This window comes from bacterium (assembly GCA_030647555.1).
Lineage (GTDB): Bacteria > Patescibacteriota > Andersenbacteria > UBA10190 > CAIZMI01 > CAIZMI01.
The window spans coordinates 1-25,128 of the sequence record JAUSJG010000005.1 but is presented as its reverse complement, the minus strand read 5'-3'; the positions used below and the strand labels follow the sequence as shown (position 1 = coordinate 25,128).

Genomic DNA, 25,128 nt, shown 5'->3' with positions numbered 1-25,128 from the left:
TCTTAGACCGAGGGGGCTTTTTTTACTATCATTTAAATATATGAACAAATCAGCTTATTTAATTTTCGATTCGCACGGCGCGGAAATCCGCCACCGCTCGGGCCTCACCGCCCCAGACCCCTTTATTTACTTGCAACCCGAAGGAGAAAAACCTGTCGTGTATTTCAGTTCACTCGAATATGGCGCACAAAAAGATCTTTTGGCGCAATTAAATAACGGTGTAAAAATTGAAAGAATCGATTTGCCACCACTCATTGCGCTAATCGTAATTTTACAGAAGAAAAAGATTACTACCGTAAAAGTTCCGCCTTCATTCCCTTTTGAGGTAGCCAAGATAATTGAGAAAAAAGGTATTACTCCGGAAATACATGATTTCGAAGCCGAACGCGCCCATAAAAATACTAAGGAAATTGATTATTTAACTGAAGCACAAAGAATAAATGAAACAGCTTTTTCTTTGGTTTATCGAATCCTCTCCGAAAGCAAAATAAAAAAAGATCGCATCTATTTTGATAACGAAATTCTGACCAGCGAAAAAATGAAGGTGCTTATCGCCAAACACCTTCTGGAAGCCGACCATTCAAATCCCGAGGGAATCATTGTGGCATCCGGAAAGCAGGCTACTCAACCGCACAACGACGGTACAGGCCCGTTACTCCCCAACCAAACAATTGTTGTCGATATTTTTCCGCGATCAAGTAAGACCGGATATTTTGGGGACATGACCCGCACTTTTGTAAAAGGTAAGGCTTCTAACGAAATTAAAAAAATGTATTCGGCAGTTGAGGAAACCCAAAAGAAAATCTTAGAGTCGATAAATATTGGTGATAGTTGCGCCGCCGTTCACCAAATCGCGGTCGCTAACTTTAAAAAATTAGGCTACATAACTACAAAAAACGAAGGTTTTATTCACGGTACAGGGCATTCGTTGGGCCTCAACATCCACGAACTGCCACGCCTTAATGCTATTTCCAAAAGTATTATCGAACCCGGAATGATATTTACGGTTGAACCGGGTTTGTATTACAAAAAAATCGGCGGGATACGCCTGGAAGATATTGTCGCCTTTTTACCCAACGGCGAAAAAAAGTTTCTAAATAATTTTAATCAATCATTCATAATTCCATGACAAAAAATACCAAATACATATTTACGAAAAAAGACGCTAAACATTACACAATTCCCGGTGGCGATTGTTATTTGTTCCCCGATTCGCCCACGGGTCGCCTTTCTTCCGCACTGGTGGACCAAGTTGGTCGCTATCCAGTAAAAGGCTATCAAGTCAACGACGTCTGCACCGAATCCTTTCTCGTGCTTGAGGGTGATCTCAAATTTACAATCAACGGAAAAACGAAGACGATGCACCCAATGGATGTTGCCTATATTCCACCACGTTCGCCCTACGCAATAAAGGGTGAAGGAAAAGTTTTTGTCTTTATCGAACCAAAGTGGGATCCCAAACAAAACCACGCCTCCTAACTTCGGATCATACGCAATAGTGGAATACCGGCATAAAGAATTAGCGTCAAACCACAGAAGACGGCGTCGTTACCCTCCTTTTTCAAAGTTGCACACGCTTCGGCGGTGTTGCCCTGATGGGCTAAAGGGTGGGGGTGGATTAAGTTAAAAAACTATTATGCTCTTATGATCATAATCCCTCCCCGCCTCCCTTTAAATAAAGGGAGGAATCGCTACGCTTACCTCAAATGACCCACTATTGCGTGTGTTCCAAATTTAGCCAAAAAACTCTTCAAGCCGTGACATAATTTTTTTGTAGGGCATCGACGTGAATAATTTACAATCTTTTATTATGGACGCCAATTCCACACCCAGTTGACGATTAAATTCGCTATCGACAATCAATCCATTAAATTCCCCTAATTTATCAAAAGAATTCTTTTTGAGATTTGCCGAACCGACGCAAGATTTCTCCCTGATTGGCCCCGTTGCCAAAATCGTTTTAGCGTGAATCATTTTGTTGTATAAGTAGATCGTCACGCCCGAAAACCCTGAAAAATGCGTCAATGTTCGCATGTTTGCGTTTTGATAGATGTTGGCGCAAGCCGGAATAATCAATTCAACCTTAGCATTATGTTCCAAGGCTTTTGATATTAGCGCCACACCTCGCCGATCGATGTATGGCGTTGTCACTTGATACCTATCATAAGCACTGTCCGAAAACAGTTCAGTAAGCGCCGGTTCGACTTCAAAAACTTTCTTTGCCGGCTCATTGGCCATAATTTGAACCGAGGTTGCATCGTAAGCAGCGTCTTTCTGACCAAGAATGAAACGATTGTAAATATATGCACCAATCTTTTCATCCTTAAACACCACCAAAACGTCTTTCCAGTCACTAAAACGATCACCTAGATTCATACTGCCAAAAATCAACGTCGAAGGCTTCGTGTGGCGGTTAAACAAATAATATTTTTTATGATTCGGACGAAAATCCTTCAGACAACTGACGCTCTCCGGGTATTTTTTTTCAAAAACGCGCAATTCTCCAACATACGTTTCCGTTTTTTCCACAAACCGCGCAAAACGGACAACATACGAATGATCGATATCGAAAATAATCCGCGCACCTCTTTGGACGGCACTTTCCAATTCAATCAAAACGCGATCGCTGGACGAACCGGGCTCCCAAATATATAAACTGAAAACAATTTGATCACCCGCGTCGCAATCGGCGATTTCCCGACAAATTGCATTAACGGAATCGGGATAAGTGGTTACAAGATTTAACATTTCAGCACTGGCGTAAAGATTAGGACTTGGTAATTAATAAAACAAGAAAATCAATATCCCGTAAACAATTCGGTTTTGATTTTTTCTTGCGGAACACCAATCTTGGCCAATTCCTCAACCACAGAATCAACCATTCCCGGCAAACCGACAATATAATACATCGGAGCGCAAAGATCTTGAACGTTCTTCTGAATCAAATCCGCCGTTATTCTTCCCCGCTCACCGTCCCAAGACGTATCAGAATCTTCCAGTCTGGTCATTGTCGGAATGTAAGTAAAATTTTTATTCGTCAAGGCCCGCAACTTCTCCATAAACGCCGCGTCTTTCGGAGTTTTTTCCACTTGGAAAAGCGTCACCGAACGCGACCACTCCAGTCGCGCCTGCTCTTCAATAATACCGTAAAAAGGCGCAATCCCGATTCCGCCGGCAATAAACACTACCGGCTGATTTTGTTCATCCATATACAAATTTCCCAACGGACCATCAATTTCCAAAGTATCGCCAATCTTCATACGCTTTATTTCCTGTTTGAAATTCGACTGACTGACGCGCATTGCAAAAAGCAAGGTGTCTTGGTGCGGCGCGGAAGCGAGCGACATCGCGTGTGTGGATTCCCGTGCGCCTTTTTCTTTTAACTGCGGTACGTGCAGTAAAACGTACTGCCCCGCGCGATAAAAAAAGTTTTCCGGCTTTTCCACATACAAACCCAATGTTCCGTCAGCCAATTCTTTTTTCTCAACAATTTTAACGGTGGCTTTCATCCGCACATTTTGCTCTTTCTTTTCGTTAGCCATTTCCGCCAATTTTTCTTTCGCACGTTCGATACCATTGGAACAGCGATTTCCCCATCCATCAAGAAACTTATTGTCACGCAACACACAAACAACTTCACAGTTATTTGGACAACCACCACACTCCACCCCGACCGTCCGAAAATCGATATTTTCCACGGCAAAATCGAATTGTTTTTCTTTCTTTTGCTCCCGTGCCAACGCTGCCACACCAAAAGCACCCATCAAATGACCGATTTCGTCGATGGTAATTTCATAACCTGTAATTCTTTCAAACGCTTTGACAACGCCGATATTCTTGCTTACCCCGCCTTGAAACACAACCGGTGGTTTGATATTCTTTCCCTTTCCGACATTATTCAAATAATTATAAACAATAGAATTGCACAACCCTGCAATAATATCTTCCCGGGGATAACCCATTTGCGCTTTATGCACCAAATCCGATTCGGCAAAAACAGTACAACGTCCGGCAATTTTGGTCGGATTGGTTGACCGCAAAGCATACTGCCCGAATTCCTCAACCGGTATCGCCAAGCGCCTCGCCTGTGACGACAAAAACGAGCCCGTGCCGGCGGCGCACAACGTATTCATCGCATAATCCACGACAATCTCGTGATTAATGATGATAATTTTGCTATCCTGCCCGCCAATCTCGAAAATCGTGTGCACGTCGGGATGAAAGGTTAATGTACCAATGGCGTGAGCGGTAATCTCATTTTTAACAATCTGCGCGCCCAAAATTGTTCCAATCAGTTCTCGTGCCGACCCGGTAGTCCCGACGGCGACAATATCGTGTTCTCTTTCCCCAAGTTGCTTACGAATTTCTTCCAACAAATTTTTGACGGCGCGAATCGGGTTTCCCTCCGTCCAAAGATAAGTTTTCGCCAAAATATTATTCTCGGCATCGATTACAACGGCTTTAGTGGAGATTGATCCTATATCAACCCCTAAATAAAGTTTATTGCTGTTCATTATGGCGTTTCTTCATTGTAAGCATATCATAAAAAGCTTCTAATCTTGTTTTAATACCCGTTTCGGAAGATTGAGCGTCAAAACTGAAATAAATAATCGGAAACTCGTAATCCTTAGAGATTTTATGCAGTGCCGACATCGCATTTACCTCCGGCATACAGCCGAACGGCTTAATGTGGATCACCCCGTCGAATCCGTCTTTTATCAGTTCTAAAGTTTTGGCAACACTTTCCGTACCGTGCGCGCCAAGATGAAATTTCAAGTACGGTCGCGCTTCTCTAATCAACTTTCGAAGCTGGCGACTGAATAACACTTCATCCAGACAATCATGCAAAATACTGGAAACGGTAACAAAACGATGCACCTCAATCCCCTTTTTCGCCAATTCTTTTTCGATTTGAAAATTTGAGAAAGGTTCCATCAAAACATATAATTCTCCGACAATTCCTACACGCAAAGGTTTAGCAGGTTTTTCGACCGGAATATTTTGGAAAAGCATCACATATTTCTTGTACAATTTTCTGGTCTCCCACCATGAAGTGGCCCCTGCCAAGTCCCTTAAAAAACCTTTATGCATTTTTTCAAATTCACCTTTTTGCTTTTCAAAACCGATATTTTTTCTAATAAAATCTTCTAAACGATCAATACTGCTCAAGCGAAAATAACAAAGTAAAAAAGTACGATATATTTTTAAATATGTTAGCTTGGGGTTTAAAAGACGAAAATCTTTTGCAAGGGAGAGCGGACTATATGAATTCGCTAATTTCAAAAACTCGAATTTGTACCCCATCTTTTTAAGAATTTCTTCCTGAACCTCGCCATAATAACCAAAACGGCAACCCCCGCCTGCTTGCACCAAGATATTGGCGCCGCGCTCCAGCGCTTCAATATAGTTCCCCAAATTATATTTAAATGGCACACAAACACATTCCGGACTGTTCTTGTATCCCCACTCGATTGTTTGCTTGGAAATCGGTGGCGGTTCAAGTACCTCGCCCGCGATTAATTTCGCTAATGGTTGCAGTGCCACAAAATAATTGCCCATATGCGGAAAACTGATTTTTCTCTCGGCGATATCGATCAATGCACCCCCCTCTCATTTCTTATTTTTAGAATATCCACAAAACTTTCCAGGCGCGTTTTCAGTCCCGCTTCTCCTTGAAGCTCATCCAGTGTAATCACTACAATCGGCAGATCATTTACTTTATTTTGACAAAGATCAATAACCAAAGAATCAGGCCCGCAAGGAAAAGTCATAATAAAAATGACGCCAGCAACTTCTTTGCGATATTTTTCCAACGCCCCGACTAATTCTTTGTTGTATGTCCAATATAGATCGGTAGAGATATTCTTAGACAATTCACGTGTTTCCTTTTCATCGGCAAGGTCGGCAAAAACCAACTCAACGCCTTGTTTTTCAAGGAAACTCGTAATCGGTATTCCCAAAAATGAATCATAGGTAGTATACGGATGAGCAACAATCAAAATTTTTAAGTTTTTATCCGAACCCTTCAACCTCATTTCTTGTTCCAGCAACAGTCTTTTTAATTGCTGGCGTTGCGTTTTTTTAGCCCGCGCAATGGCGCGCAAAACCAAAAATGGGTTATGCGTCAGTTGCCAACCCACTCCGAAAAGACCGATAAAATCATAGCGAAAAGTCGGTACATGTGTTGTATATTCTAAGATTTTTATCCCATCAAAAGTGTTCCTCACGATATCATTTAGCGCCATAAATTTTACGCAAAGATTTTCTTTTTTATACAGCGACACGACGCGTGGAATAAACACAAAATCCACTTTATCTTTCAAATAATCGACATGACCAAGATAAATCTTTACGGATAAACAACTCTCATCTACCGCCAAATTCACCCCGCGACCGATAATTTCTCTGTTTGTTTCGGGGCTAACCACCACTTCTTGGCCCAGCGAGCGCAAAAATTCTTCCCAGAAAAAATGGTATTTATGGTACAAAAGCGCTCGAGGAATCCCGATTTTATGCTTCATATTCAATGGGCTCAAACATAGCATCTTACGCGACATTTGCAAAGGCGGGCTGGAGTAACTGCTCACTGAATTGAAAGTCCCCAGGAAGAAGCAAGCCGAATTTATCTTCAAGCGGCCTCACGACTTTTTGTCGCAACAAAAAGCGTGCAGAGGGAGGTCAATGACGCAGTTCGTCATTGACCGGACTGTACGCTTGAAGATAAATACGGCTTGCAACTTTTAGGCGAGTGAGGAGTTACCTGCTGGAATCCGAAACGAAAGAAGATTACTATGATACGTATAGACAATGCATCTCGATATCTCTCAATGGCTTCTAAATTATCGCTATTTAATTCTTTTTCCTCTTATTGTTCTCGAGGGGCCAATTACGGTTATAACAGCCGGCGTCTTAACCTCCGTAGGTCTTCTAAATTTCTTTCTGGTTTATTTTGTGGCAGTAATCGGTGATCTGGCAGGAGATTCTCTTTATTACTCAATAGGTCGATATGGAAGAAAACACCTTGACCGCTGGGGCCGTTTTATTGGCTTACCCAAAGAACGGCTTGAAAAAATGGAAACCCATTTTAAAGACCATGGTGGCAAAACATTGATTGCCGGAAAATTATCTCACGCGATTGGTGCGATAGTCCTTGTGTCTGCCGGTATCGCCCGCATTCCTTTTAGGAAATTTATTATTTTTAACCTTTGGGCCACTTTACCCAAATCTTTAGTACTACTCCTGATTGGTTACTATTTTGGTAATACTTTTATCCACCTACAACGTTATTTTGACTTTGCCTGGTTAGGCGCCCTCGTCGCAACTGTCTTATTCATACTGGTGTATCTTTTTTTGCGGAAAACTGGTAAAAAACTGGAAGAAGAATAACCCAGTAATACAACCGCCAATTTGAAAAATCCTTTATCTATCCTCTACATTACTCTAATTATACATATGAAATCTTTAATTTTAAAATCCACAATTTGTAAGCGTTTCGAAAACGCTTACATTGGCGGTTGATATACTGGGCATGAAAATCATCATCGGAACCGACAACTACTTCCCCAACGTCAACGGCGCTTCAATCTTTTCCCAAAGATTGGCCCACTATCTCCAAAAACGCGGCCATGAGATCCTTGTTATTGCTCCAGGGCGTCAATTATTGACTAAAAATGCTTTGATAAACGGAATAAATGTGTTTGGTCTAGGTTCCGTACCAATTTTAGTCTACAAAGATTTCCGCTGGACCCCCTCCTTTGTGGGTCGCTATGACATAACCAAGGTTGTCAAAGAGTTTAAGCCCGATATCATTCACGTTCAAGACCATTTTTACATCGGCGCCAGTTTGGTAAAAATTGCCAAACGCTTCGGCATTCCAGCTGTCGGCACAAACCACTTCATGCCCGAAAACTTAACCCACTACCTTCACTTGCCCGAAACAGGCGAGAAAGTAGTGACAAATATGGGCTGGCGCTATTTTTGCAGTGTCTACGGACTTCTGGATATCGTTACAACACCAACCAAAACGGCCGCGAAACTTCTCGACAATGTTGGATTAAATAAGCCCGTCATCACGGTATCCTGCGGAATAGACCGCGAAAAATTTAAACCAACTACTAGTGGTGATCCACTACGAGAAAAATATCATTTACCAAGAGTACCTACACTACTTTACGTGGGACGCCTCGATAAAGAAAAAAAAATAGACTACCTCCTTGAGGCTTTTGCCGACGCAGTAAAAAAAGTTAGCGGGCATTTTATCGTTGCAGGCAAAGGTGCGGAGGCAAACAACCTAAAAGAGTTGGTTAATAAGTTAGAACTCGCCCAAAAAGTCACTTTCACTGGTTTTGTTCCTGAAGCTGATTTGCCAGGACTCTACCGAACGGCAGATTGCTTTATCATCTCCGGAATCGCGGAATTGCAAAGTATCGTCACCATGGAAGCAATGGCATCCGGTCTACCGGTAATTGCCGTGAACGCCATGGCGCTACCGGAGTTGTGCCACCATGAGATCAATGGATACCTCTTTGAACTTAACGACACCAACAGACTTTCGCAGTATATGCAAAACATCTTGAGCGATAGTGCATTACAACAAAAAATGTCCCAAAGTAGTCTGGAGATTATCGAAAAGCACGATATCAACAATACAATTAATCAGTATGAGAACATTTACGCAAGTCTAAGGCCTCGTCCGTAAATACATTCCCCATCTTATACTCACTGCATCTTTAACTGCAAGCACTTCTCAATCGTAAAACCTTTCACCGTACTGCTAGTACGCCGTAAGGTTTTACTCAATCAAAGTACTCACATTTAAAGCGCATTGAGTATAATCTTGGGGAATTTATTTACGGACGAGGCCAAAAGATAGGTGCCACCAAAATCTTAAAATTACCTAAGGACTTGTTAATTATATATCAAATAATGTGGTTTTGCGCTTGTAAATATATGCCCTCTCCAGTATAATCAAGCTTAATCATTATTAAATAATACCTCCATTTCACCATCATATTCAGACCGTTTACGCGTTAACAATGCCATTCGCGCCCATGTTGTTCGTTTAATCGATGCCGAAGGCAAACAAGTCGGTGTCCTTGATACAAAAGAAGCATTACGCCAATCACGGTTGGTGGGTCTCGATTTGGTAGAAATTTCTCCCGCCACTCGCCCCCCCGTATGCAAAATCATGGATTTCGGAAAGTTTCAGTACGAACAAGCAAAGAAAGAACGAGAACAAAAAAAAGGTAAGAAAAAAACGGATATCAAGGGCATTCGCATCGGCTTCAAAACCGGCGACCACGATCAAGAACTAAAACGTAAACATACTGAAGATTTTCTTAAGGACGGCGACAAGGTAAGAGTCGAAATTGTACTTAGGGGCCGTGAGAAGGCTCACAAACCCCTTGCTCGCACCATTATTGAAACTTTCTTAAGGAAAATTACTGTTCCCAACAAGCAAGAAGAAAATCTCGCGCCTCACCCGAATGGTTTTTCCGTCACACTTGCGCCCATGAGCAATAAAGAGCAAACTAAGACAGAAAACACGATCCAAACATCAGGCAATTGACGAAAAATACATTATTCCGTAAGCTTATCAATCATGCCCAGTAATACAACCGTCAATTACTAGGCACGAATCATATTCGTTTAAAATACCATCATGACTAAGTCACACGCCCTCATCCTTAAAATCCACTCAATATAAGCGTTTTCGCTTATGTTGACGGTTGATATACTGGGCATGGTTAAACAAAAGACCCGAAAGGCGGCAGCCAAGCGTTTTAGCTTTAGCAAAGCTGGTAAAGTTATGCGTCGTCGCACAATGCATGGCCACTTCAACGTCGGTCGTTCTAAAAAGACATTAATGGCACGTCGACGTGACCAAGAAATCGACAGCACCGACCGTAAACGTCTTACCCGTCTAATGCCGTTCAACGCCCCGGTTAACCCAAAATAACTAGTATTAAATTATTCCCCCATGCCACGAGTAAAACGAGGTACAATTCACGCCAAAAGACGCCGTAATATCCTACGCCAAACCAAAGGTTTTTTTCATCGTCGCAAAACCCACCTACGTGAAGCCAGACAAGCCTTAACCAAAGCCGGCCAGTATGCCTACGCGCATCGTCGCAAGAAGAAGGGCGATTTCCGCAGATTGTGGAACATACAACTTTCAGCCGCTCTCAAGCCACATGAAGTTTCATATAGTAGCTTCATCAACCTATTAAAGAAACAGAATATCACCATCAACCGCAAAATGTTAGTTCTGCTCGCCCAAGAAAAACCGGCAATATTTAAGCGGGTTGTTGACGAAGCAAAGAAATCGTTAGTCAGTTAAAGATCTTATTTCCCAAACATATTAAAACTCTTGCTTCGGCAGGAGCTTTAATATGTTATTGTTTTTTCCGCTTGCTACAATAACCAAAGAACATAATTAACAATAAGCCAATAGTGATACCCAACGAATCGATACTAATATCAAAAAAATTGCCGGACCGTCCTCGAACAAAAGTTTGGTGTACCTCGTCCGTAAACGCGTAGGCTAACGCAACCAACGCAGTCATTAAAATATTAAAATGTTTATCACCAAATCGGTTTCTCAAAACATTAAAAAACAAAAACGCCAACACGGCATATTCTGATGCATGAGCAATTTTTCTTAGTAAAAAATCTTCCTTTAACCCACTGGAAAGATTTGGCACACTGGAAAAAAAGAAAATAACTCCACACCAAGCCAAAAGTGCAATCCAATCGATATTTTTTTTCATACTACTATGCATCCCAATTTATTAAAAAGCCTGAAACACGCTGGTTGCCATTTGTGGCGCGTAAAATTGACTAATTATTGCCAGAGTTAAAACTACCAAAAACAATAATAGAATGAACGTGATTATCTTATTCATAAAAATTAATTTTAAACATTATAGACCTTGATTAGGCAAAAAAGGTATCTCTCGAATAATTTTTTTTCGATGAAATTGAATACCACAAGCGTCGCACTTACTCTGCTCTTCATTAATTATTACGTAACAATTAGGACATGAACTCATGGAAGGTAGAATCTCTACGATAGTTTTTCCGGCAACTGAAACTACCTTCTTCTTACTGGCTATCGGATACTTCAAAGGATGCCCATTTAATACATAAACATGAAAAAGACGGTCGTCGTGCCACCAATACCAAAATATCGCCAAGGGTATAATTAGCAAGATGACATTATAGAAAGCGAGCTGGATGGCTAGCAGAAAATTAAAGAACCCGTGCATAAGCCATGGGTAGACAATTGCCTTTCCATTAAAAGATTTTTTTTCCGTAACATTAAACCGCGCTTTTGCCAACTGATACCCCATGATGCCCCCAAACGACATGTGCCCCACCGTAGAAATAAGAAAACGTAGAAAAAATACAATGACCAGTGTATCAAATTCAAAACCCTTAAAAAGTGTCAAAAAATAAAATGTATTTTCCAAAAAAGCAAAACCTAGACCGGTAGCGATACCAAGTTGTACCCCATCGATTATTTGATCCAAGTCGTATGTGCGCCAAATGAGACGACGCATAAGTAGGTACTTCGTACCCTCCTCAATTATTGCAACAATACCAAACGTAACTCCCGCAGCAAAAAATAATTCAATCGTATTACCCATCGAAACATTATCGGAAAAAAATTTTTCAGCGGTTATCGGTGAAATAAATTGCCAAAGTAAAAAAACTCCTTTTTCCAAAAGAACGGAGATGATGACAGCAATTACGCCAATAGAGAAAAAACGAAACATTGATGTTCCGGAAACACTTGGTTGTTTTTGTCGAACATAATAAAACCAAAGCATTATCACGACCGGCAACAAACTTAATAAACCGGCGATAATCGCGATTGCTACCATGTCAGAAAGGGCAAATGAGCCATTGTTAAAGTCCATTGGTTTAGTTTAGCATAAAACCCCCGCAACAGATCATTAGAAAGTGTTACCGAAATCGCCTTATCACAAAGAAACGAAAGGGTTACGTCAACATGGCACCTTGTACCACCTACGAGGTGGAGCAAACGTGCTTCACCTCGTAGGTGGTACGGTAGCTTAAGTTAAATTGATTACAGCAAAATTATAGCAACCCTATTTATGAACTATCCGAGACGATTTCGGTAACACTGTTTATGAGCTATAACGACCCCTTCCCATTCCTTCAAATTTGAATTATGGTAATTTTCTATGATAGCCGAGAAGGAAATACGAGAAGCCCTAAAAGACGTAAAGGATCCGGAACTCGGGTATAACATTGTTGATCTGGGTCTAATTTATGAAGTTTTAACAGATAAAATAGGTGATGTCACGATTGTTTATTCTCTCACCTCGCCCGCATGCCCTGAAGGGGCGACCATCGAAAAAAACATGCGCGACCGACTTCGCCTGATTGAGGGTATTAAAGAAATAAAAACTGAACTGACATTTACTCCAGCATGGTCGGTAGAAAAAATGTCAGAAGAACTAAGAGCCGAATTCGGCCTTCTGGGGATATAAATACGTCGTCGAATCCTGCCGTCGGCACAGAGAGTACAATTAAATTAGGTCTCCGTAGCGCAGTGGATAGAGCGTCAGCCTCCGAAGCTGAAGGTCGCAGGCTGGAAAACCTTTAATGGTTTTTCAGCGCCGGAGTATTGCCCACAGGCAATATGAGGCGGTGGCCAGCCCGAGAAGTGTATCAACACTTCGAGAGGCGAGGCCGAATCCTGCCGGACAGCCAGGAAGTAGAATAAAAACATGTCTCCGTCGCGCAGTGGATCGAGCGTCAGCCTCCGAAGCTGAAGGTCGCAGGTTCGAATCCTGCCGGGGACACTCATTGCATAAGTTTTGCGAAGCAAAACAATCCAAATGTACATAAAATGACTTCACACCCCGTGAAGCCATTTTACACAAGAAGCAATGAACTCCGAAAAATTTGCCAACAGGCTAATTTTCCGGAGCTACCTTGTGTGTGCTTTGCGAAACTACCAAATGTACACAAAACAACTCAACGCCCTGTTGACTTGTTTTGCACAAGAATCGAAGAACTCCGAGATCTCGGCGCCAGGAGGCGCGAGTCTCGGAGCATTTCACCGCACCTCTTCCCAAGAGATGGTTTCGTATTGATCCGAAGTTAAGGGAAAATCCGGAGGAGCGCAATATAATAAGTGCGAATCATAATTAATATTTCTTGTAGTATACCCAGAGCAGTGAGTTGTACCGCTACAAATCCAAGAAAAACCATAACGAGTATTAGAGGCAATCATTCCGTAGAGTGTAATTGAATTACGTAATGAATTTGAACCACAATACGAACGGTTGTAGTAATAACGCCCGACACGACCATATTGCGCAATCAGCGCGGCATCGACACGCAAATCATTGGCACTTCCGAGACCAATATTGATATTTCTCTGAGCTATCAATCCAATCACATCATAAGTCGCATTACAAAGGGCCGCCGAAGAACCAGACGAAGCACTCGCGCCATAATTTGTATAAGTTAGATTATTATTGATAATTATGCTGGCACGCGTTGAATCAACATCTGGAAAACGTGCCGCAGCAATTGTCAAACGGGAATTATTAACATTTCCATCAACCCAGGTATCATCCTCAACAAAAATTAATCCGTTACTGGGAATTGTTGAGTTTCTTACAAACGTCTCAGTGGATATCGTCCATGTTCCCCAATACGAACCACTTCCCTCTTGATTTGAACAACCCGATGCGGGCGAGGTTAACGCCGTTACTTTATAAATATCAACCGTGTTATTATTTTTCAAAACCAAGTGATACCCTTTTTTTCCAGATGGTGCTAAATAAATTCCACTTGTATTTGCATCGGTTTTCATTGTCTGTAAATCAGGAGTTAATCCGGCAAAATCCACAGCCGGTACAGACAATTGTCTTCCTGTCACGAAGACATCAGGCCTGCTTGGTATCGCCGGGAGCGGCAGTGGTGACGGAGGGACAGTCGGATCAGCCGGCGATATATGTGTATGCACTCCAAAAGAAGTATCGTTAGGCGAATCCGGATCGAGATAAGATTGTTTGGAACTAGAAACGATATTGTGCGCCAATCCGTCGAAACGAATTCCGCCATTGGAATGAATCGGGCCAAATATTTCGGTACCTGCACCAAAACGCACCTCACTATTCGACGCAACTGCAAATTTAGCTATTGTAGGAATTGCCATCATTGTTCGAATATGTCGCTCGGTTGCGGTATCGCCCACAACTTGACCGGATGATTTTATTGTCGTTACGGTCGATCCCAAACTCGGGGCTGTAATTTCCAAACTAAATTGCCCAAGGACATTGCCATTTTTATCCTTAAACTCATGAACATAAGGACCATCAACACCAGTACCATCCTTATAATCAGTTTTTGCATGCGCCAAATGCCAACGATAGTAATCATTCCCCGCTTCAGCGATTTGTAGCGCTTGCTCTTTTCTCACGGCCTGACGCGTTAATTTTAAATTTAAACTCGCCCATGAAAGAAGCGCGGTAATAACAATAATCGCGATACAACCAAAAACTAGCGCCGGTATAATTATTTGTCCGCTATTTGCAAAACCCTTGTTGTTTTTAAATCTATACATACTATAAATTATCCTTAATATTTCTTAGCGTCACCTGCGTTGTTAAGGTGATGCGATCCTGATTTGAATTTCCCGTGCCAATAAGAAGGGTTATTTTTATCAACCTTATTGCTGTAATATCTAACGGCTGTGAAAGTGCCGATGTTTGTCCATCGTAACTGCGACTGTAATATTGGAATATTGGTGTTCCAACATCATTATATATTCCGTGCACAACAACCGATATTTTTTCGTTAGCCGTGAGATATGTTTGTGGATTGCCTGTGGGAATAATCACGCCTTTTTTAAGGTCCACGCCGTCCAAATAGTACCGAATCCGTTCAACAAGACCATCTTGATTTATATCACGAAAGAAAACCAGACTATTATTCATAGCACTTTCAATCGAATACGCTCCTGTTCCTGATTGAGTCATCGATCGCACTTCCGCGGAAAACTTCTGCATCATTCGCCGAGCTTCATCTTGAATGATATTGGTATTATAGAAAAAGCGACCATAAGTTAAAATATTGACCTGCAGTCTCGTGAGCGGGATGAGAATTATTAAAATAACCCCAATCGTAACCATTATTTCAAATAACGTGAAGCCAGTGTCTTTAAAAGCAGTAATATCTTTTTTCATTTGGCTAAGGTGATGTTTACCCCTTGCCACGAATTACTAACCCCCACATCACCCACAAATGGTAAATAGCCATCAGCAGAAACAACGATATGATATATTGCCGGTTCCAAGCCGAGGTACAAGGTTCGATCGGTTGGTGCGCAATTTGACGAAGCCATAATGGGCAAAGAATCCTTTGTCAGAACAACACTAGCATTTGGAATAATTAGCCCCGTAGCAACATCTTTAACGTCAACTAAAATACTATATGTCGGATCCGCCCCATCGGGCCTAATCACAACCACTTCTTTTTGTTCTGAACCTGGCAATAAATTAATTGGCAGATCGGCAAAATACCTAATATACCCTAATACCCCCACAGCCGGTTCAAGCGTGTAATTACCCCACTCCATCTCGAGCAAAGCCACCTCCCCGTTACTACCAGTAGTAATTACTTCGGAATATTTTGGTGTATCCGGTTCGGTACCAATTAATTTAGTGCTAGTCAGCGTAAAGTCGGTCCCCGAAAGGCCGATACAGCTTTCATCCACTGTAGCAATTGTAAGAGCACTTACCCGATCAACAGAAAAACTAACCTGGGTGGCTTGTTTAGAAATTACGGTTGCATTTGTTTTGGTTGGATGTGGGTTGAGAAGGGTCGTTGGGTATGTTTGCTCAGAAGAATAACCCTCTTTAGAAACAGCTATTTCATACGCCTCAACCCCAGGAGGAACATCTATCAGCGCAAATTCTCCAGCGTTATTAGTCGTTTCATTGATATCAATCACTGGACTGGCAAGCGAATTCACAATATGCACATTGGCCCCCGCAATTGCCAAACCACTCGCGTCAAATACTTTCACAAAAATCGCGCCATTATTTGAAGTAAGTTCCATGGACCTTGGCGCGACATAGGATGCGATAGAAAAAGACTCAAACCGTTTACAAGTACCGCAAGAAATATCCAATTGCACCAACTTGTAATCGGCGGGACTAAGATCGTTAGGGGTACCCCCGATCGTTCCATCAAACGCGTCATCTATATTTCTAATTGTTGCTTCCACGGAATAACTTACCCCGGAACGAGTCAGTGTTTGAACGCGCGGAATTTTTCCAGATGGAACACCATTGACGATACCCACATCCGCAAAAGACAGATTACGAATTATTTCTAATTGCTCGTTAGCCAAGGCAATTCCCGCGATTTTTTGCTTCGTTGTTCCAATCAATACGTAAACGGCACTGTATGTTTGGTAAACACCAACGGCAATGACGACAAAAACAGTGACGCCGATCAATGTTTCCAATAAAGAAAAACCTGCCTTTTTGTCTCTCCCTTTTCGCGCTTTACACATGACCAGCTTGTACATGTCTTAGGGCTTGGTAATAAATAAACACTCCATATTCTGTTCAATACGCTCTGAATACGACCGCTTTGATTGAACAAAATCTTGAAGCGTACTTTCAGTACGTTGAAAGATTTTTGATTGAGAAGTGGTTGTAGTCGGAGATGTAGTGGACATAAGATGGGGTGTTTATTTATTACCAAGCCCTTATACTATATTTTCTTATTCGTCACTGGCGATGCTGTTGGTAGAGGAGCAACTGGCACATTCAGAAGTGAACGCTGCTTTTGTCGAGAAATAAAATAATTCAGCCCCCCTTTATCCAACGACGGCATTTTTGCATCAACTCCGGAAGTACCATCAAGACGTTCTGTCTCATAACTTAGTAGAAAATAAAAACCACCAACCAAAACAACGGCCACAACCAAACAGATAAGCGCCCCAATAGCCATAATAAAAAAGTTTGATATTGTCGATTTCTTCTTAATTTCTTTAAAATCAATTTTCATTCTTGGGAGACTATCTTAAATAAACTACCCATATTCTATTTAAGTACGCTAAAGAATACGGTCGCTTTGATTGAATAAAATCTTGAAGCGTACTATAAATACGTTGAAAGATTTTTGATTGAGAAGTGGTTGTAGCCTGCCACCCTGTAGCTCCATCGGAGCGGAGGGTAGTCAGAGATGTAGTGGACATAATAAGATGGATAGTTTATTTAAGATAGTCCCCTTGAGATGCAATATCAATAATAATCGTCCCAAGCGTCACATCCGATAATACCTTATCCTGTGACGCGGTCATTTGAACGGACACCACTCTTAACAAATATGGAAGTTTATTTACTTCTTTCATGAAACTAATTACTGAATCAATACCGCCAGCGACGTTTAATTTATAGCGAATACTCGGTGTTGCGTACTTTACATCACTGGCCACATCGCGCTGAGTGACAACCTCGACTGTTTGTGTAACCTGCGTTCTCGCAGCCAATCCATCAAGTGCCTGCACAAAATAGGCAATATCTTGTCTACCGGGTCGCACCTCAAAAAGTAATGCTCGCTCCGACTTTGTAGAATTATAATCCTCCGTTAATCTACGATAACGTTTGCCTGTCGATGTTTCTGACAAATCCAGTATTTCATTCTTTACGCCAATAATCCCATTTATCATTATATGCCCAAAAATCAATACCCCGGAAGTTATTAAAATTCCCAAAATTGAAATCGCAAGCCCTACCCGCAAGACACTGTTAGATAAAATAAGTTTCGTTTTACTTATCATGGTTTTGTTGTGTACCCAGTATATCAACCCGCCAGCCAAACTGTCTCAGTCGTTTGTCAAAAGTCGTAATTAAAAATAATCTGCCTATTTCTTCTCTTGTTTGAATTAATTTTTTTGTAGTGTTTTTAAACATGGCGGGTTGTATTACTGGGTGTACCCAGTATATCAACTTCCAATTTGAACAAACTTTGTTTGTTCAAAACTGGCAAGCATTAAGATTAAACTTTTCTGAATAATCATATTTTTTCTAATTAAGTAATTCATATAGATAAAAAATTGGAAGTTGTATTACTGGGAATATTCATCGTGAACCACCTTGACTTTTAACGTAACAGTGAAGGCAGAATTCGTCGCGCGATCGATATTTGTTAACGGTGCATCAATATTAATGATATCGGAACGCGACCTCAATATTTTTTCAAAATTGAGAATATCAGAACGAGTAGCCGCTACCCCACTTATTTGAACAACAGCCGGATCACCCACTTTTGTCGGACTAGCCACTCTTAAGTCGTCAATTTTTATTCCCACTGGAACGGTGCGTATTAAATCGTCAACGATAATGATAATATCCGCTCTAAAGTTATCAAAGCCTTTCAGCAGAGCTATTTCCTTATTCGCCAAATTTATCTCGTCTTTAAATCGATCAAACTCGGCGGCTGGAAAGGTACTTGAAAATATTTTCTTCTCGAAATTAATTAATGAATTGCGGTGTTCAATGCCCGAAAACCAATAGGAAGCCGTAACAGTAATTAAGAAAATAATTAATGCAATGAATAAAGCGCAGATCGAGAAAAATAATTGGAATGACCAATATTCATATTTTATACGCATGTTCTGTGGCAAAAGGTTTAACCCTGAACTGACAATCTTATTTTTTGAACCACGAATAGCCAATCCCACGGTGCTGGCAAATGATTCTTTACGTCCGGCAAAATCCTCCTTATCGGCGACACTATACGCATCAGAATATGACAAGTTTTTATTTACCAAAGGATCACCCGGTGTAATCACATAGCCGGTATTATTCCGCAAGTAAACAATAAAATCATCGGCCAATGCCGTCCCACCGGAAACGATTAATTGCTTGACTGGACGACCGGTGTGTTGTTCATGAAACTTTGCTGCCTTAGCAATTTCAGAAATAAAAAGCCGTAATTTATTTTCCATAATATTCTTATTTTCTCCCATTGAAGCAAAAACACCATTCACTATTTTTTGTTTTTCTGCCTCAGCAAATGGAATTTTGAAATTTTCCGCAATTATCTGGGTAATATGGGAACCACCAATGGGCACACTCACGTAACCATGTACCGTCTCCCGCTCGATAATTGTTATGGTTGAAGACCAAGCACCGACATCGAGAATAATAATAGGATCATCACTTGGTTGCATTAAGCTCCTAATTAAAGCAAGCGAATCCAATTCAAACACAATCGGCTTTAAATTAATTGCCGTGAGTATGCTGATGTAATTATCAACCATCACCTGTGGCGCGGCAGTAAAGACAACATGGTGACCATTTTCTCGTGATCGATGAAATCGAATATCGGTATACATCTCCGAAATTTTAATTGGCATTTCACTCTCAGCCTCAAAAGGGAGAGTAGAGATTACTTGTTTTTCTGAAAGTGCCGCTGGAAATTCAAATGGCCTTAAATACACCGACGCTTCGGGAAACGAAGAAATCACAAATTTTGAGGAAATCGGCTGAGGACGTGCTTTTGCCAGAAGTTCCAGAATCGTTTTTTTTAGCAACTCCGGATTTTTAACTTCACCTCGATAGATAACATTTGGAGGCAAATCAATAAAACTATGTGATTGAATTAAAAACTTTCCGTTTTTATGAATAATCTCAACCGCCTTTAAGGACGCATCAGAAAAATCTAAACCAAAAGCATGCTTGATTGGAAAATAATAAATAGACTCTTTCGGTCTTATGACAGCCACCGGCCCTTCTTTCTTTTTTCGGGAAAATAATTTCATAAAATTAGGGTTGGTAATCAAATAATTGACTGCGACATTTGATAAATTGGCATCAAGACAGCAAATACAATACCGCCAACAACAATACCAACGGTTACCAACATAATCGGTTCAATCAGTTGAGCCATATTTTTTGTCGCTTTATTTACTTCGCCTTCATAGAATTTTGCCAGATACAATAACACGTCACCGAGTTTCCCTGATTCTTCGCCCACTTCGATCATATCCACCTCCATTGGTGGAAAAAGTTTATGAAAAGGCCGAATAATTTTACTAAATTGTTCACCACGCTTAACACCGGCAATTGCCTGTTTAATTGCCTTTTTGTAACGAATATTTCCCAAAACATCCGAAGTAATGGCGAGTGCGTCAATAATTGGAATACCGGAATGAACAAGTGAGCTCATTGCCCGATTCATACGAGCCAAATTGACCATTTTCACAATTTTTCCAAAAACCGGCACGATCAACATAAAATAATGAAGGTATGGTCGAATTGGCTTACTTCTCAAAAATAATGTCAGTAAAACACCAAGAACTAGCGCAACCGGCACCACAATGAGAATATAACTGGTAACAAATTTTGAAACTGCCAAGAATATTTTTGTCGGCAAAGGCAATTCCATATCAAACGATTCAACAATGGTTGTCATTTGTGGCAAGACCATTACAGACATTAAAACACCGACAACAATCATAACGCAAAAAATTAATGCGGGATACGTAAGCGCTCCTTTAACTTTCGAAAGTAAATTTCTATCGTGTTCAAGTTGTGTAGCCAATTGATCCAAACTCTCCGCCAAAGCGCCACCCGCCTCTCCCCACTGCACCATCGCCACATAGCGCTTTGTAAAAACAGCCGGATACTTGCCAAACGATGTGGCCAATGATTCACCCTTACGCACCGAAGTCAAAACCTCTTGCATCACCTTTTTTAGATATTTAGATGTAGTCTGACGAGAAATAATATCCAATGATCGATCAACCGTAACACCCGATCGCAACAACAAAGCCAAATGACGCGTGAGCATTACCCTGTCCAACGCGCTAACTCTATTCATTAATCCCGAAATCCGCGCCAAAAACGAAAGCTTTCCACTTGTTGGCTTAACGCTAGTAATCAACAGACCATCGGTCCGCAAACTCTGAACGGCTTCACGCATACTATATGCCTCCACTGTCCCGTGAAGAGTTTTCCCTTTGGCATCTGTCGCTGTGTATTCGAAGATCATGTCAGTAAATTAACATGCAACATAAGCAACTTCATGCTGCTTATGCAGATTAAAAAACAAATTGCTTATCAAGCTATTAATTTTCAATTCCCAATTTTCAATTTTCAAAAAATTATCAATGTTAAAATTATCAAACAACGACGCGTCGTTACGCTTTGAAAATTTGAACATTAAAACATTAATTGCAAAATTGCCGGCCGGCCATAGCTTTCCTGACCCTCGAAGCTTTACCACATCAATCCGTAGCTTTGTGCGGAGGGTGAGCGAAGTGGGTAGCGACGGCTGGAAAATTGAAAATTGAAAATTTGCCAATCCAAACCTGCTATTTTTTTTTACAACTATGTTTAACTTAAATATTTTCATAAACATGATATAAGTCATTTCTAGTCTTGCGCCACGCGCATAACCTCATCAAAAGTTGTCACCCCTTGAAAAACCTTAGCCGCACCATCTTCCAGCATGGTTGTCATACCTTTGGCGCGCGCCACTTTCTTAATTTCTTCCCCGGATGCTTTTTCCGTAACCAACCGCTTGATATCTTCATCCATTACTAAAATCTCATATACTCCGACGCGTCCTTTGAATCCGGAACCGTTACAGACGGGGCAACCTTTACCCTGAAAAACACGTGACCGTTTTTTTATATCCGCCTGAACGATACTATTCATCGGCAACATTTTACTCATAATTTCGCGCTGATTCTCCGGAAAAGGAACACTCATAACGCATTGCTGACAAATTCTCCGCACAAGACGCTGACCAACCGCAACGTTTATGGAACTGGCAACCAAAAAAGGTTCAACGCCCATATCTAAGAGACGTGGCAGTGTTGTCGGCGCGTCATTAGTGTGCAAAGTAGATAACACCAAATGGCCGGTCAAAGCGGCATTAACCGCGATAGCTGCTGTTTCAGCATCACGAATTTCACCCACCATCACAATGTCCGGATCTTGCCGTAAAATCGAACGAAGACCATCCGCAAATGTCAGATTTGTTTGCGCGTTAATTTGCACCTGATTAACTCCATCCATCAAATATTCCACAGGATCTTCAATCGTTGTAATATTTACTTCCCGCGTATTTAGCGTTTTGAGAATCGCGTAAAGAGTTGTGGTTTTTCCGGACCCTGTTGGACCAGTCGATAAAATCATCCCGTGTGGTCGCATAATGGCTTCACGCATCTTTTTATAATCTTCTTTTCCAAAACCAAGATCTTCCAGTGTGTAACGACTACCCTTCTTGGAAAGCAACCGCATTACAATTTTTTCTCCATAAACAGTTGGTAATACGCTAACGCGAACATCCAATTCTTCTTCACCGACATCAATCCGAATTTTTCCGTCCTGGGCGGCAAAATGTTCATCTGTTCTCAAGCGAGCCAAAACCTTTACGCGCGCGACAATTAATTTATAAATTTCTTTGGCAATCGGCACTACATCCTGTAGCACGCCATCAACCCGAAAACGCACCGCCACTTCTTTATCAAACGGCTCGAAGTGAATATCGGATGTCACTGTTTGATAGGCATACTTAATAATCGTATCGACAATACGAATAATCGGCACTTCTTCCATTGTGGAATTATCAGCTTTCTTGCCGGCCTCCTTAACATCCCTGCGCAACATTTCTTCAAATTCTTCGTTCAAACCGCGCTGATAATAACGCAAGGCTTCACTGATTGCCCGATCGGTTGTTAGCGAAACTTCAATTGGTGTTTCGATACTCCGCGAAATAGCGTTAATTGTTTCCGGATCTTGCGGTTCAGCCGTTGCCAAAAACGCCTTGCCGTCACGCAGGTCATATAAAACTAACCGTTTATGACGAGCAAGCGTCTCGGGAATTTTTCGAACGATATTATTATCAAGAATTTTCTCCCGCAAATTCACAAACGGCATGCCGTAGGAATCGGCGATCAAAACGCCTAATTTAAGATCATCAACAAAACCTTGATCGACAACATACTCTTGTAACGGTCGATGGGAACGTTTTGCCTGTTCAACAGCCGCCTCAAACGTAGGGGCGTCGATAAAGGCATTTGCGATAAGTAATTGCTTTAACTGTTCATCGGAAATCATTGTTTGTGTCCTCTGTATTATACAGGAAAACCTCACCTTCAAGAAGGCGACGCGATGTAACCCCTCACAGGTTAAAGAAATAGCCGTAGTGGCCACATCGGAGGTGGTGCTTCAGCACCTCCTGCGATGTGGTTTAGGTTCGCGTAACGTCGTTACTACGCTACTAACCTATACCACTTCCGATGAAGTGCTGAAGCACCACATCGGAAGTGGGCACTATGGTCTATTTCGCCGTTACCGAACCTGTACCAGCCGGAAAAGTATCGCTCTTTACTGTTTCCAGCCCAAAAGTCTTCCCCGAAACTTGGTTATATGGAATGCGCGTCTGCAAAATTGGCATAAACGGTTTTACATCATTCCCCGAAAATTCCCGATATTCCGGTTCCACGCTAATAATTACCTGTGTTTTTCCATCGTTCAATTCCAACGGAAATTTCACGCCCTTTGGCACATTTGCCACAAAATCCTCGCCTGGCACAGACCAACCAGTCTTTTTCCCGCCGAAATACGATTTTTCATCCGCCTTATTGGCATCCCCAAACATTCCCAAGAAAAATTTTCCATTTTTATCAGTCACCACAAACGCACCGTATTTCCAACCTTCCGGCAGTTTTGCCAAATTCAACCCTGACGCAACACCGTTTGCATCCTTCGTAAACCAAAGCCCGGCCACACCCTTACTCTTCAAGAGGGTTGGGTTGGCCAACAAGGCCACTTGATCACCTTTAATTACCGGCAACACTGTTTTTAATTCAACGCTGGTTTCTTTAAAATTTCCCTGCAAAATAATACGCTCACTTCGTTTTGCCACAGGTGCTTCACCCGACTCAACCGTGACCAGCAATGTCGCGCCTGAACGCGGGACATCCAAAAGTGACAATGATGTAAACGGATCGCCGGTTAGTGTCACCAAGGAACCGCCATCCATTACCTTAAAATATCCTAAGGGCTGTTCACCACCCTCAAAGTTTCTGAGCCATATTTCATAATGATCACCGGTGTTGGCCGGCAAATTATTAAGTTGCAACGATAAATCGGCAACCGGCCCGTTGCCGACTCCTTTTCCAATTTCCTGCTTTACCTTATCGGGCATCAAAAAATATCCGAAAATCGCGCCAACCACCAGGATTGGAACTATCGCCCCAACCCAACCGCCTTTTGTAAATACTCGTGCCATTGAAATCTCCAATTAACAATCTATGCCCGTATTATACCCAAACAAACGCCGTCACCGCAACCCCGCGTTTTTCAGTCGCGTCGCCAACGTCTAGGGTCCGTCACTGCCTGCCCCTCGTAACTTTACTGTGTCACTCCGTAGCCTTGGTGAAGGGTGAGTGAAGTGGGGGCCGAAGCCAGGGCCGGACCCTGATCGGTGTTATTAGGGATTTTCCTTTCGCAGGAGAATCCCTAAAGAAACTCTTCCTATCGCAACACCGCGTCAAGCAACCGCTGTCTCAAAACCAACAGAACACTCGCCGTCTCCTGATTGATTTTTTCTTTTAATACCAGCTTATCAATCTCACTCGCGAATTTATGACGTTGTTCTTCAATTTTCTTCAGGAGATTCGTTGTTTCATGCTTCTTTTCTGTGTTAGGGATAGCTTCATAATCACGCGCTAGATGTTGCAACTTCTCCAACGGTTCCATTAATTTCTTATACTGCTCCTTATTAAGTCCTTGTTGGTTTTTATCTTTCTCTTCAATAAGGGTTACGAGTATTTTCTGTAGATCGGCAACCACTTCACTTAATTTCTGGCTTGGATTAAATCCTGCTGTTTCCGAGACAACTTCTTCAATAATTTTAGACTCACTAACATTGATCGTTCCCTCGTTACTATCATCAAACACACCATTGTCATTAACATAAGTTGAATCAACATAATAATCACCGGTTGTATTACCGATTACTTTAAGCACATACTTCCCTACTTTTGGATTACGAATGGTAACAAGGATAATATCGTCAGGGTCGGAAGGGTCATCGTCAAAATTGGCA

25 protein-coding genes, 2 tRNA genes and 1 pseudogene are annotated in these 25,128 nt (G+C 41.7%); 10 read left to right on the top strand and 18 right to left on the bottom strand.

All coding sequences use genetic code 11. From position 1 onward, the window contains the following. Nucleotides 1-40 precede the first annotated feature (40 nt). Complete coding sequence (locus tag Q7S57_01030; GenBank protein MDO8511829.1) at nt 41-1,129, top strand: M24 family metallopeptidase; 1,089 nt, start codon at nt 41-43, stop codon at nt 1,127-1,129. After that, a complete protein-coding gene (locus Q7S57_01025; GenBank protein MDO8511828.1) occupies nt 1,126-1,479 on the top strand; it encodes a cupin domain-containing protein in 354 nt (117 codons plus the stop codon). Before Q7S57_01030 ends, Q7S57_01025 begins: the two co-directional genes overlap by 4 nt. A gap of 255 nt (nt 1,480-1,734) precedes the next feature. Here the strand turns inward: Q7S57_01025 and Q7S57_01020 are convergent, their stop codons facing one another. The 5 genes and pseudogenes from Q7S57_01020 to Q7S57_01000 form a co-directional block, all read right to left on the bottom strand. Further along, entirely contained in the window at nt 1,735-2,748 is a 1,014-nt protein-coding gene (locus tag Q7S57_01020) for a phospholipase D-like domain-containing protein (protein ID MDO8511827.1), read from the bottom strand. A 50-nt stretch (nt 2,749-2,798) separates the two neighbouring features. Then, nucleotides 2,799-3,209, bottom strand: a complete 411-nt coding sequence (locus tag Q7S57_01015; GenBank protein ID MDO8511826.1) for a hypothetical protein — start codon at nt 3,207-3,209, stop codon at nt 2,799-2,801. A gap of 372 nt (nt 3,210-3,581) precedes the next feature. Beyond that, a pseudogene (locus tag Q7S57_01010) lies at nt 3,582-4,514 on the bottom strand (acyl-CoA dehydratase activase). Then, nucleotides 4,501-5,598 (bottom strand): hypothetical protein, encoded by a 1,098-nt coding sequence (locus Q7S57_01005; protein MDO8511825.1) that lies wholly within the window; start codon nt 5,596-5,598, stop codon nt 4,501-4,503. The pseudogene Q7S57_01010 and the gene Q7S57_01005 overlap by 14 nt, the downstream one beginning before the upstream one ends. After that, on the bottom strand, nt 5,595-6,521 hold the full coding sequence (locus Q7S57_01000; GenBank protein MDO8511824.1) for an acyl-CoA dehydratase activase-related protein: 927 nt from the start codon (nt 6,519-6,521) through the stop codon (nt 5,595-5,597). The genes Q7S57_01005 and Q7S57_01000 overlap by 4 nt, the downstream gene beginning before the upstream one ends. Nucleotides 6,522-6,807: 286 nt before the next feature. On the opposite strand from Q7S57_01000, the gene Q7S57_00995 reads away from it, so the two are divergent. The 5 genes from Q7S57_00995 to rplT all read left to right on the top strand — a co-directional run bounded on the left by Q7S57_00995 (nt 6,808) and on the right by rplT (nt 10,339). Further along, on the top strand, nt 6,808-7,386 hold the full coding sequence (locus Q7S57_00995) for a DedA family protein (protein ID MDO8511823.1): 579 nt from the start codon (nt 6,808-6,810) through the stop codon (nt 7,384-7,386). A 142-nt stretch (nt 7,387-7,528) separates the two neighbouring features. Next, complete coding sequence (locus Q7S57_00990; GenBank protein MDO8511822.1) at nt 7,529-8,698, top strand: glycosyltransferase; 1,170 nt, start codon at nt 7,529-7,531, stop codon at nt 8,696-8,698. Nucleotides 8,699-8,998: 300 nt separating this feature from the next. Then, nucleotides 8,999-9,568, top strand: a complete 570-nt coding sequence (infC, locus tag Q7S57_00985; protein ID MDO8511821.1) for a translation initiation factor IF-3 — start codon at nt 8,999-9,001, stop codon at nt 9,566-9,568. A 174-nt stretch (nt 9,569-9,742) separates the two neighbouring features. Further along, nucleotides 9,743-9,958, top strand: a complete 216-nt coding sequence (locus Q7S57_00980; GenBank protein MDO8511820.1) for a bL35 family ribosomal protein — start codon at nt 9,743-9,745, stop codon at nt 9,956-9,958. A 21-nt stretch (nt 9,959-9,979) separates the two neighbouring features. Next, nucleotides 9,980-10,339: a 50S ribosomal protein L20 gene (gene rplT, locus Q7S57_00975; protein ID MDO8511819.1), complete on the top strand. Its 360-nt coding sequence runs from the start codon at nt 9,980-9,982 to the stop codon at nt 10,337-10,339. Nucleotides 10,340-10,394: 55 nt separating this feature from the next. Here rplT and Q7S57_00970 read toward each other — a convergent pair whose 3' ends face one another. Together Q7S57_00970 and Q7S57_00965 are read right to left on the bottom strand one after the other, a co-directional pair. Beyond that, nucleotides 10,395-10,769: a VanZ family protein gene (locus tag Q7S57_00970; protein MDO8511818.1), complete on the bottom strand. Its 375-nt coding sequence runs from the start codon at nt 10,767-10,769 to the stop codon at nt 10,395-10,397. 153 nt (nt 10,770-10,922) lie between these two features. Further along, nucleotides 10,923-11,921 (bottom strand): PrsW family intramembrane metalloprotease, encoded by a 999-nt coding sequence (locus tag Q7S57_00965; GenBank protein ID MDO8511817.1) that lies wholly within the window; start codon nt 11,919-11,921, stop codon nt 10,923-10,925. 288 nt (nt 11,922-12,209) lie between these two features. On the opposite strand from Q7S57_00965, the gene Q7S57_00960 reads away from it, so the two are divergent. From Q7S57_00960 to Q7S57_00950, 3 genes are all read left to right on the top strand, one after another. Further along, nucleotides 12,210-12,518 carry a metal-sulfur cluster assembly factor gene (locus Q7S57_00960; GenBank protein ID MDO8511816.1) on the top strand — a complete coding sequence of 103 codons (309 nt, stop codon included), beginning with the start codon at nt 12,210-12,212 and terminating at the stop codon, nt 12,516-12,518. Between the two features lie 47 nt (nt 12,519-12,565). Further along, a tRNA-Arg gene (locus Q7S57_00955) sits at nt 12,566-12,741 on the top strand. 19 nt (nt 12,742-12,760) lie between these two features. Further along, nucleotides 12,761-12,833 (top strand) — tRNA-Arg (locus Q7S57_00950). Between the two features lie 257 nt (nt 12,834-13,090). Here Q7S57_00950 and Q7S57_00945 read toward each other — a convergent pair. From Q7S57_00945 to Q7S57_00895, 11 genes are all read right to left on the bottom strand, one after another. Then, a complete protein-coding gene (locus tag Q7S57_00945) occupies nt 13,091-14,608 on the bottom strand; it encodes a hypothetical protein (GenBank protein ID MDO8511815.1) in 1,518 nt (505 codons plus the stop codon). Between the two features lies 1 nt (nt 14,609). Next, complete coding sequence (locus Q7S57_00940) at nt 14,610-15,230, bottom strand: hypothetical protein (protein MDO8511814.1); 621 nt, start codon at nt 15,228-15,230, stop codon at nt 14,610-14,612. After that, the gene (locus tag Q7S57_00935) at nt 15,227-16,564 is read right to left on the bottom strand and encodes a carboxypeptidase-like regulatory domain-containing protein (GenBank protein ID MDO8511813.1); all 1,338 of its coding nucleotides are present in this window, start codon (nt 16,562-16,564) and stop codon (nt 15,227-15,229) included. The genes Q7S57_00940 and Q7S57_00935 overlap by 4 nt, the downstream gene beginning before the upstream one ends. Before the next feature lie 203 nt (nt 16,565-16,767). After that, nucleotides 16,768-17,064 (bottom strand): hypothetical protein, encoded by a 297-nt coding sequence (locus Q7S57_00930; protein ID MDO8511812.1) that lies wholly within the window; start codon nt 17,062-17,064, stop codon nt 16,768-16,770. A 205-nt stretch (nt 17,065-17,269) separates the two neighbouring features. Next, the gene (locus tag Q7S57_00925; protein ID MDO8511811.1) at nt 17,270-17,839 is read right to left on the bottom strand and encodes a hypothetical protein; all 570 of its coding nucleotides are present in this window, start codon (nt 17,837-17,839) and stop codon (nt 17,270-17,272) included. Nucleotides 17,840-18,127: 288 nt separating this feature from the next. After that, a complete protein-coding gene (pilM, locus tag Q7S57_00920) occupies nt 18,128-19,825 on the bottom strand; it encodes a pilus assembly protein PilM (protein ID MDO8511810.1) in 1,698 nt (565 codons plus the stop codon). A 17-nt stretch (nt 19,826-19,842) separates the two neighbouring features. Next, complete coding sequence (locus Q7S57_00915) at nt 19,843-21,057, bottom strand: type II secretion system F family protein (protein MDO8511809.1); 1,215 nt, start codon at nt 21,055-21,057, stop codon at nt 19,843-19,845. A 9-nt stretch (nt 21,058-21,066) separates the two neighbouring features. Continuing rightward, nucleotides 21,067-21,420 carry a hypothetical protein gene (locus Q7S57_00910; GenBank protein MDO8511808.1) on the bottom strand — a complete coding sequence of 118 codons (354 nt, stop codon included), beginning with the start codon at nt 21,418-21,420 and terminating at the stop codon, nt 21,067-21,069. 20 nt (nt 21,421-21,440) lie between these two features. Next, nucleotides 21,441-23,132, bottom strand: a complete 1,692-nt coding sequence (locus Q7S57_00905; GenBank protein MDO8511807.1) for a GspE/PulE family protein — start codon at nt 23,130-23,132, stop codon at nt 21,441-21,443. A gap of 223 nt (nt 23,133-23,355) precedes the next feature. Then, a complete protein-coding gene (locus Q7S57_00900) occupies nt 23,356-24,309 on the bottom strand; it encodes a hypothetical protein (GenBank protein MDO8511806.1) in 954 nt (317 codons plus the stop codon). Between the two features lie 245 nt (nt 24,310-24,554). Then, nucleotides 24,555-25,128 (bottom strand): hypothetical protein (locus tag Q7S57_00895; protein ID MDO8511805.1); only part of this gene is annotated, 574 nt, incomplete at its 5' end.